Annotated in this window: 7 protein-coding genes; 4 read left to right on the top strand and 3 right to left on the bottom strand. The window is 57.4% G+C overall.

Going from position 1 to position 7,074, the window contains the following annotated elements; all coding sequences use genetic code 11:
• The 3 genes from ACW9I6_RS29165 to ACW9I6_RS29155 all read left to right on the top strand — a co-directional run.
• Window positions 1-1,238: RHS repeat-associated core domain-containing protein (locus ACW9I6_RS29165; RefSeq protein WP_457340117.1), on the top strand; the 1,238-nt coding region annotated here is incomplete at its 5' end.
• Complete coding sequence (locus tag ACW9I6_RS29160) at window positions 1,235-1,615, top strand: hypothetical protein (protein ID WP_102606198.1); 381 nt, start codon at window positions 1,235-1,237, stop codon at window positions 1,613-1,615. The genes ACW9I6_RS29165 and ACW9I6_RS29160, both read left to right, overlap by 4 nt.
• A 133-nt stretch (window positions 1,616-1,748) precedes the next feature.
• The gene (locus ACW9I6_RS29155) at window positions 1,749-2,162 is read left to right on the top strand and encodes a hypothetical protein (protein ID WP_457340116.1); all 414 of its coding nucleotides are present in this window, start codon (window positions 1,749-1,751) and stop codon (window positions 2,160-2,162) included.
• A 164-nt stretch (window positions 2,163-2,326) separates the two neighbouring features.
• Here the strand turns inward: ACW9I6_RS29155 and feaR are convergent, their stop codons facing one another.
• The 3 genes from feaR to ACW9I6_RS29140 form a co-directional block, all read right to left on the bottom strand.
• Window positions 2,327-3,280: a transcriptional regulator FeaR gene (feaR, locus tag ACW9I6_RS29150; RefSeq protein WP_003219901.1), complete on the bottom strand. Its 954-nt coding sequence runs from the start codon at window positions 3,278-3,280 to the stop codon at window positions 2,327-2,329.
• Window positions 3,281-3,397: 117 nt separating this feature from the next.
• Entirely contained in the window at window positions 3,398-3,982 is a 585-nt protein-coding gene (locus tag ACW9I6_RS29145) for a DUF3156 family protein (protein WP_003219899.1), read from the bottom strand.
• Window positions 3,963-5,462 (bottom strand): APC family permease, encoded by a 1,500-nt coding sequence (locus ACW9I6_RS29140; protein WP_003219898.1) that lies wholly within the window; start codon window positions 5,460-5,462, stop codon window positions 3,963-3,965. The genes ACW9I6_RS29145 and ACW9I6_RS29140 overlap by 20 nt, the downstream gene beginning before the upstream one ends.
• Window positions 5,463-5,678: 216 nt before the next feature.
• Here ACW9I6_RS29140 and ACW9I6_RS29135 point away from each other — a divergent pair, with 216 nt between their 5' ends.
• Window positions 5,679-7,007, top strand: a complete 1,329-nt coding sequence (locus tag ACW9I6_RS29135) for an alginate export family protein (RefSeq protein ID WP_008431200.1) — start codon at window positions 5,679-5,681, stop codon at window positions 7,005-7,007.
• Window positions 7,008-7,074: the final 67 nt, after the last annotated feature.

Here is a 7,074-nt window from a genome sequence, read left to right as displayed (position 1 = left end):
AGGAACGCTTCGTCCACGACCCGGCGGGCAACCTGCTGATGCAAGACCGCGTCGGGCCCAGCGTCGTCAAAGGCAACCGCTTGTTGATGCAAGGTGACCGCCATTACGACTACGACGCCTTCGGCAACCTTCTGCGCGAACGCCGGGGCCGGGCGCAGCAGTTGGTTACCGAATACCGCTACGACTGTCAGCATCGCCTGATCAGCGTCACCCAGCCGGACGGTACCGAAGCCACATATCGCTACGACCCGTTTGGACGGCGTATCGCCAAAACCCTCAACGGTCAGACCACCGAGTTCTTCTGGCAAGGCGAAACATTAATCGCCGAACACAGCACTGATAACCACCAAAGCTATATCTACGAACCCAACAGCTTCCGTCCGTTAGTTCTGCTGAAGGGCTACGGCCCGGAAGACGTAAAGCCCTTCCACTACCAACTCGACCACCTGGGCACGCCACAAGAACTCACCGCGCCCGATGGCGAAATCGTCTGGTCCGCGCACTACCGCACCTACGGCCAAATCGCGAAGCTGGACGTCAACACCGTTATCAACCCGCTGCGCTTCCAGGGCCAGTACTTCGACCCGGAAAGCGGGCTGCACTACAACCGACATCGCTACTACAATCCGGATATTGGCCGCTACCTGACGCCCGATCCCGTGAAGCTGGCGGGCGGGCTGAACGGATACCAGTACGTGCCCAACCCGACCGGATGGGTGGATCCGTTGGGGTTGAATACCTGTCCGGGTGGGGATGGATGCAAGCCTGAAACCAAAGCTGAAGATCCATCAGGAATATCTAAGGTTGATGAGGGTACGCCCTCAACTCCCGCGCCAGAAAAAAAGCAGGAATATCTGTATCGAGGTGATTTGAGACATCCAGATGAAATTTTCAGAGACGGGTTTGAAAGTAGAGGAGAGAGCACAAATCTCTATTTACACTCTTTGAATAACGCCAGCCCTCCGAGCAATTTCGTGCCTACTTCCACATCAAGGAAAAGAGCACTAGTCTTTGCCTCGGGACATGGATTTGATGAGGGATTCCTTTATACCCTCAAAAAGATTCCTGGGAGGGATGTCAATAAGGAACTAGGCGACCGCTCCAAATACAAATATGAATTAGAAATCGCCATTCCCAAACGTATCGACACTAAAGATATTTTAGGTGCTTCACCGGTAAACGATGACGGCACTTACAAAGGATACACACTACTAAATCCGAACAGAGGTTACCCATGAAATCACGTGAAATCACCATAATCAGAGATAACGTTCGTGAAAGTGCAACAGTTGAATACGACGGGGGGAAGCCGACCCTTACGCTATCATTAAACAACGGGGTCAGAAAATCCTACAGCGCCATAGATCTATACGAAAGCTTCGGTCTGGCAAGAATGGACTTCAAGGATATAAAGTTCTTGTGTAAGGGCGCAAAAATTAACGTACACACATCTGGAATGTCATCACACATGTCAAATGGATTGGTAGCTTACGAACTCACCATGGGCAAACCTGAAGGCGAGCTAGTTCACATTTTTTCTCCCGAAGAAAACGACTTAACCAATGACATACAAGAACAGCATGATTTTTGCGAGCGCTGGGCAACTTCATGTTAGTCGCAAAATAAAGCGGCGCTGGTCAAGGTTGCGGGGAGTTCACACGCAGATTCGGTCTGATCAAACTCTGAAAGCTCAGGACTGGTCTATTTTTTCAATACGACATCATGGATCCCAATTAGAAATCGTCATAATGAAAACCCAAAAAATCTGCGCACTAATAGAAAATAAAAAAGTCGAAATCACCGTAAGATATGATGCAGCCAAATGCCTGATGAAATTCTCAGAATCTGAAACCCCACAGAGAATCTATGGTGGAAGAGATCTCTATGTCTGCCTTGCAAAAATCAGAGCCGATCACCCCCGCATCGCATTTCTTTGCAAGGGCGCGAGATTAAACGTGATGCCTTCAAGGATGGCATCCCAAATGAGTGCAGGGCTTGTCGCTTATCAAATGACGATGGGCAAACCCGCCCTCCCAGAGGATATAGTTCACATTTTTGATTACGAAGAGGAAAACCTCACAAATGACCCACAAGAGCAAATTACTTTTTTTAAAACCTGGCTTGCATCGTTAAGCGCTGAAAGATACGAAGATTTCAACTAAGCGATTAGTACATTCTCACCTTTCGAATAACGGAAGAACAGCCAGTTGAAAAGTTCAGCATATTCGGAACATTCCAGCATGTAGGGTGCCTAAAAAATCGACATCGCAGGCAAGCCAGCTCCCACAGTTGAGCTGTGTACGTCAATGAAATGCCTGCCAACCCCCTATCCCACCTGCTGCAACCGCCCAGCCCGAAAATCCTTCGGCGACACTTCAAACTGCTTCTTGAACGAGCGACTAAAGTGCGCCGAATCCGTAAACCCCCACTTATACGCAATCGACGTAATCGACTCACTGCGCAAAAACGGGTTGGTCAGATCATCCGCACTGCGCTTCAACCGCGCCCGCTGGATATACCGGCACACGCTGTCATCCTGTTCCTCAAACAACCGGTACAAATGCCGCACCGAGATATTCAACCGACTCGCCAACCCCACCGGGCTAAGCCCTGGCTGGGTCAATGACTCATCAATCACCTTCTGCACATAGCTGCGCAGATTGCTGCCCTGCAACCCGCCACAATCATCGCGCTCATCGTCTTCCTGCTCAAACGCCGACCCCAGCAGCGAGACAAACGCCGACTGCAACGCCTGCCCCTCCCCGACCGCGCCTTCGCCGTTCAGTGCGTCTTTGCACAGTTGATCCATCAACACATGCAACATGCGCCCGCAGGCTTTGCTCGAGGAGATTTTGCCGAAGGTCTTGGGCTGGTTGCCGAACTGTTTGCACACCTCTGCGCGGGACAAGGACAGGGACGCGTGTTCGATGAGCCCGAACGGGGTGATGTCGATGGAGCCCACCGAGTCCATCAATAACAGTTCGCCGGGGGCAAGCTGGAAGCTCTGGCCGTTTTGGGTGATCTGGCAGTAGCCGCTGCGCTGGCTGACGAGGAAGCAGTGTTGGTCGTCATCGTGGTCGGCGCGGGCCTTGGGGCGCTTGATCAGGCCGGCGTTGGTGCGCAGGCTGGCCAGGGGCAAACCGCCGCGGGAAAAGGTGCTGATGCTGCCGATGAACAGCGAGCGGTTGAAGGCCAGTTCTGTGTCGAAGTGACCGCAAACCGCGCGCAGATCCCGGGTCCAGAGGTCCAGCCCGTCTTGCCCAATCTGTTGCATGCTCATGGTTGTTTCCACCTTGGCTTTTTGTTTTTGTCGGGCAATAGTTAACATGTTATCTATATGCGCGCAACAAGTACGTGTCTGCCAAGGTGGTTGCACTATTGATGCCAAATATTGCGGTCAGTGGGCCTGCAAGGCGCGCTGGAAACCGTTCAAGGCGTCCAGCAGCCAGGCGCGTTGCACACTGCTCAAGGCGATGTAGCGACGGAACGCCGGCATGCGGTTGACCACCTCGCTGCCGCCCATATGCTCAAGCCGCACACACCACTGGTGATCCACCAGGTCGATGCGCAGGCGCTTGAAGTCCAGCGGCATCAAGGCGCGATGCAAGGCGCTGCCCTCCTGCAATTGCGTGTGCAAAATGCCTGAAACCTCCTTGTCGCCCGACCGCTGTCGACAGCGGATTCCGGTGCGTCGAACGGCCCCGGTGTGGTGCAGTTCGAAGCTCGCCGTGCCCTGCTGCGAGGCAGGGATGCGCAGTACGAATTCGGTCATCACCAGGTGCATCAACAGCTGCGACTCGGTGCGTTCGACGATCTCCAGTTGCAGCCCGAGATTGTCCAGGGAAACCCGGGCCGTCGTCGGTCCACACACCTCATAACCGGCCAGGCCGAGGTTACGCCGCAGGTGTTCCAGCGTAACGCCGGGTCGATACCCGGCAGGCGCGCGCCGGGCGCTGAACAGCTCAGACAGTTTTTGCAGCATGGCTGATATACCCGTTGTGCGGCTGGCCCGGCTCATGGGCGAACTCCTTGGCCAACACCTCTTCCACCGAGGCGGGCTTGAATGGATTGACCTTCTGCACAACCAGCGTCCAGAACAGCGCGTACGCCGCCGTGCACCCGAGCATTACGCCAAAGGGAATGTAGATGTCGGCGGGGTTCATGCCCGGCGGGGTGATAAACCACATGCCCAGCAGGATGCCGATGCTCGACAGAATCTGCGGCAGCGGAAAGAACGGCGAACGGTAGGCGCGAGGCAGATCCGGACGGCGAATCCGCAGGATCACCACCGACAGCGTCACCAGCAGATAAGCAAAGCTCCAGGCACACACGGCCGCCAGCACCAGGTGCATGATGTTGTCGGTGTTGCCGCCCAGGTACAGCGCGTGCAGGCACGGAATCAGCATCGCCACCAGAATGCACAGCAACGGTGTCTTGAAGCGCGGGTGCAGGTAGGTGAAGACCTTGGGCAACGCGCCGTCGACCGCCATGCCGTACAGGATCCGTGGCACACCGGCCATCAAGGTGTTGATGGTCGCAGCACCGGCAAACAGGAAGCCGATGCCCAGCCACATCGGGCCGATGCTGCCCATCACCTGCTCGGCGAATTTCGGGATGGCCATCGGCGTATCCAGCAGGTGCACGCCGCCCGCCGCGTCGATCAATACGTTTTCCACCTGGCGTTTCATGGCCGCGCCATAGATGAACATGCACGTGGCCACCCCCAGCAGCCCCAGCACCATCGCCTTGGGCATCACCTTGGCCGAGTTGCGCAGGTCCGGCGCCAGCGGCGTGACGAATTCGCAGCCGACGAACATGAACATCGCCATGCCCACCAGCGAGAGGATGGTAATCAGGTCGGTACCGACCAGGGATTCACCGAACCAGCCGTCCAGCTGCACCGCCGGGGCTGCGATCAGGCCCAGCACGCCAAACACCATCAAGGTGGTCCACATGCCGAAAGTGAGGATGATCTCGGCCCGGCCAAACGCGCTGACGCCAAACGCATTGAGCACCCCGAACACAATCACGAAGCCCACTCCCAGCAACCACGAACCGCCGGCGGATTCCGCCAGGGTGTTGAGGTGCTCGAAGTTCACCAGCGCCATCACGCCGGAGAGGATGGTTTCGGCGGTGCCGGCAAACACATGCACGATCAGGTACGCCGACAAGGTGCCGGTGATCGCAAAGAACCGGCCCATGCCGCAATTGATGTAGTCGTAGACCGAGCCGGTGGTGGGCAGGATCGAGGCGGCTTCGGCGAAGGTGGTCGCCTGGGCCAGCATCATCACCACCGCGATCAACATCGCCACCGCAAAGGCGCTGCCGCCGATGCCAAACCCCATGGTCGCGGTGAGGATCACCGGGCTGGCCATGATCAAGCCAATGGTGCTCGCCAGCGCGGTTGGAAAGCCCACCGTGCCGCGTTTCAAATGTTCGGTGAGCCGGTCGTTGATCGACATGGTGCAGATCCTCAAGAAGCGGATTTTTAGAAGTATTGGCACTCTGCGCCCGCCCTGGCTGATCGTCTTGCTCCTGGCTGCCGCCGGTTTTGTTGCTGCCTGCCACTGCTGCGCCACTGGCGGCCTGGGACAATTTCCTGGCACGCAGGGGAAAGACTTGGCCCGGTGGCGCTCGCCCTAATGCTCCCTCAATTCACCTTGTTGGGGACTATAACAATGCAGCACACACAACAAACCCGTCACCTGTACAGGGCCATCAGCCTGGGCATCGCGCTGATGATCATCGACTCATCGGCCCAGGCGTTCGAGCTGTATGCCGATGACGACACTCAGGTCACCGGCAACTTCCTGGCGGTGTACGGGATGTTCAACAGCCGCAAGAACTACGACGGCACCACCGGCGGTTCCACCTGGCGCGAAGGTTTTATCAAGTATGGCTTGAGCGTCGACCAGCGCTTCGGCGCCCTGGGCAGCGTGTATGGCACGGCCAACCTGGTCAGCTCGGGCACCTGGGGTGATGGCGATGCGTCGGGCGTGACCACCGGCAGCGAGCGCACCACCAAGTTCGACGAAGCCTTCGCCGGCTGGCGCTCGGGGGAACTGTTTCCGGCACTGGGCAAGGAGGGTGTGGACCTGTCGTTCGGCCGCCAGGTCATCATGCTCGGCGACGGTTTCATCATCAACGATGACGGCCCGAACTTCGGCAAGGGCGTGGATGACGGCAAGTTCAACCGGGGCGGCGCCTACTACATCGCCGCCCGGCATGCCTTCGATCAAACTGCAGTGCTACGCCTGGGTGGCAAGGACGGCGTGCATGGCAGCGTAATGTGGATCAAGTCCGACAACCGCGCCCAGGCCAACACTGAAATGGCTGCCGGCACCCTGGACTACACCGCCGCGCCCGGCACCCTGGGGTTGACCTATATCCACGGCATCAGCGTCGACGACCGTTATGCCAATGACCTGCAAAAACAGCGCGCCGGGATGAACATCTACAGCCTGCGGGGCGCCGGTAATGCCGGGATCGAGAACGCGCACTTTTCCTTTGAATACGCCTGGCAGGACAAGGACGCCGGCCCGGAAAAGGCCTGGTACACCGAAGGCGGTTATACCTTCGCCGCGCTGCCGTGGTCGCCGGACCTGACCTACCGCTACAGCCGCTATTCGAAAAACTGGGATGCGATGTTTTCGGGCTTCAACCGTGGCTACGGCACCTGGGTGCAGGGCGAGGTGGCCGGCAATTATTCGGGGCCGTTCAATACCAATACTGAGGTGCAGCATGTGGCGTTGAAGGTAAAGCCGCTGGACAGCGTCACCCTGGGCGCGCTGTTCTTCGACTACAAGACGTTGAGCAAGGGCGGCATGCTCAACCTCGATGGGCGCGAACTGGACCTGTACGCGGAGTGGGCGGTGAACGAACACCTGATCGTCACGCCGCTGCTGGGTTTGTACAAGCCCAACAAGGATGAGAGCAACGGCGGCAACCAGGTGGGTGGCAATGGCACCAATCTCTATAGCCAAGTCACCGTGGCCGTGCCGTTCTAACACAGGTGCAATGAGCTACCGAGATCACATGTGGGAGCGGGCTTGCTCGCGAAAGCGGTGTGTCAGT

The organism is Pseudomonas sp. SDO5522_S412 (assembly GCF_054071215.1).
This window is presented reverse-complemented; position numbering and strand designations above follow the sequence as displayed.